The organism is Anaerococcus tetradius ATCC 35098 (assembly GCF_000159095.1).
Classification (GTDB): Bacteria; Bacillota; Clostridia; order Tissierellales; family Peptoniphilaceae; genus Anaerococcus; species Anaerococcus tetradius.
Genome location: NZ_GG666322.1, coordinates 1 through 1,254, shown reverse-complemented (window position 1 = coordinate 1,254; position 1,254 = coordinate 1). Strand labels below are relative to the sequence as shown.

The window sequence follows — 1,254 nt, the reverse complement described above, 5'->3', positions numbered from 1 at the left end:
TTTATTCAAAGAATACTCTTGCATAAAGGCTCATTGAATTAGGGATTTTAGAAAACTGATTTAGAGAGTCTTTAGGTGGCAAGTAGAAAGGCTATGAGTTTAATGCTCATAGCCGTTTTTGCGGGTCTATAAATAATTTTGTGTATCAACCTAAATCCTGATATAAGGGTAAGAGTTGATACATTTTTTATGTATCAATATTTGTCCAGTCCTATAGGAATGGAGTTTTTTTAATTGTACACAACTTTAATAAACCGTCAAATTTTCATGAAAATTTGCAACCGATTTCATACTAAATTTTTATCTTAATTAAAACCTTTCTTCAAAAAATATTGATAATTGGGATAAGATTTGATCCCAGCCTCGCATTCTATATGTCCATATGATGATCTAACTGTTTTTTTACTAGTACCATTTCTTGTATTTAATGATAGTGGTTTTTCTCCATATTCATAGTGTAAATGCTAATCTAATTCTGCTTTTAAAAGTTCTTCCATTGTATCGCCTAGAAGGTCTTTTAGAGCTTCTTGAATATCTTGTGCGCTTTGAGTATGATATTCTTCAATTAACATTTTTGCTTCTTTTTGTTTCTGGTCTTTTTTTGGCATAAAAATTCCTCCTGATTAGTTTTTACTTACCCTAATCAGGAGGTTTCTATACACAAAATTTTACACAGTCTCCGCCATGGTCATTTTTTTCTTTATTTATATTCTCTTTTGTTCATTGAACAACAATCTAATTTTTCATTTCCAAAAGATTTTTTATTTTCTTCTGCTAGATTTTTCAAGAATTTTTTCCATCTATTTTTTATTGATTCAAAGATTTTCATATTTTACCTCCTCGGGTAATTATTTGTAAATTTTCTACAATAATATTTATACCAGAAAAAAATTATTTTTTCAATTTTTTATCTCTCCACTTCCTTCCCATAATAATTTTCATAGTTTTTTCTATACTGAACAAGGTCAGAAAATTGTTCTTTATTTAAAGAATACTCTTGCATAAGGGTGTTCTTTTTTGTAATTACCATACTAATCACCAGAACTTTCTTTTAATTTATTAAGAAGTGGGGAATGGATCTGCCATATTTCTTTTGCCAATTTTTCTATTTTTTCTCTCATATAATCAATATCTTTCTTGTAAATAACACCAGTGGTATTAGTTGCCTTTGCAATCTGGTTTATGTTATTTGTTGCATTTGAAAGTAGCCATTTTAGATGTCTAAATAAATTAATCCTCGTAATATGTATGCAA

General features: G+C 28.3%; 3 protein-coding genes and 1 pseudogene. All 4 read right to left on the bottom strand.

Annotation, left to right across the window (positions count from 1 at the left end):
- Positions 1–464: 464 nt before the first annotated feature.
- Positions 465–608, bottom strand: a complete 144-nt coding sequence (locus HMPREF0077_RS10815; RefSeq protein WP_004837890.1) for a hypothetical protein — start codon at positions 606–608, stop codon at positions 465–467.
- A gap of 92 nt (positions 609–700) precedes the next feature.
- The gene (locus tag HMPREF0077_RS11125) at positions 701–829 is read right to left on the bottom strand and encodes an LDCC motif putative metal-binding protein (protein ID WP_004837889.1); all 129 of its coding nucleotides are present in this window, start codon (positions 827–829) and stop codon (positions 701–703) included.
- Between the two features lie 78 nt (positions 830–907).
- Positions 908–1,018: pseudogene (locus HMPREF0077_RS11120) on the bottom strand (relaxase); the annotation flags it as partial.
- Between the two features lie 13 nt (positions 1,019–1,031).
- On the bottom strand, positions 1,032–1,254 hold a 223-nt coding region (locus tag HMPREF0077_RS09945), incomplete at its 5' end, for a plasmid mobilization relaxosome protein MobC (RefSeq protein ID WP_004837887.1).

Coding starts and splice junctions, on each gene's coding strand:
- HMPREF0077_RS10815 (WP_004837890.1), bottom strand. CDS start 608: ATGCCAAAAAAAGACCAGAAACAAAAAGAAGCAAAAATGTTAATTGAA.
- HMPREF0077_RS11125 (WP_004837889.1), bottom strand. CDS start 829: ATGAAAATCTTTGAATCAATAAAAAATAGATGGAAAAAATTCTTGAAA.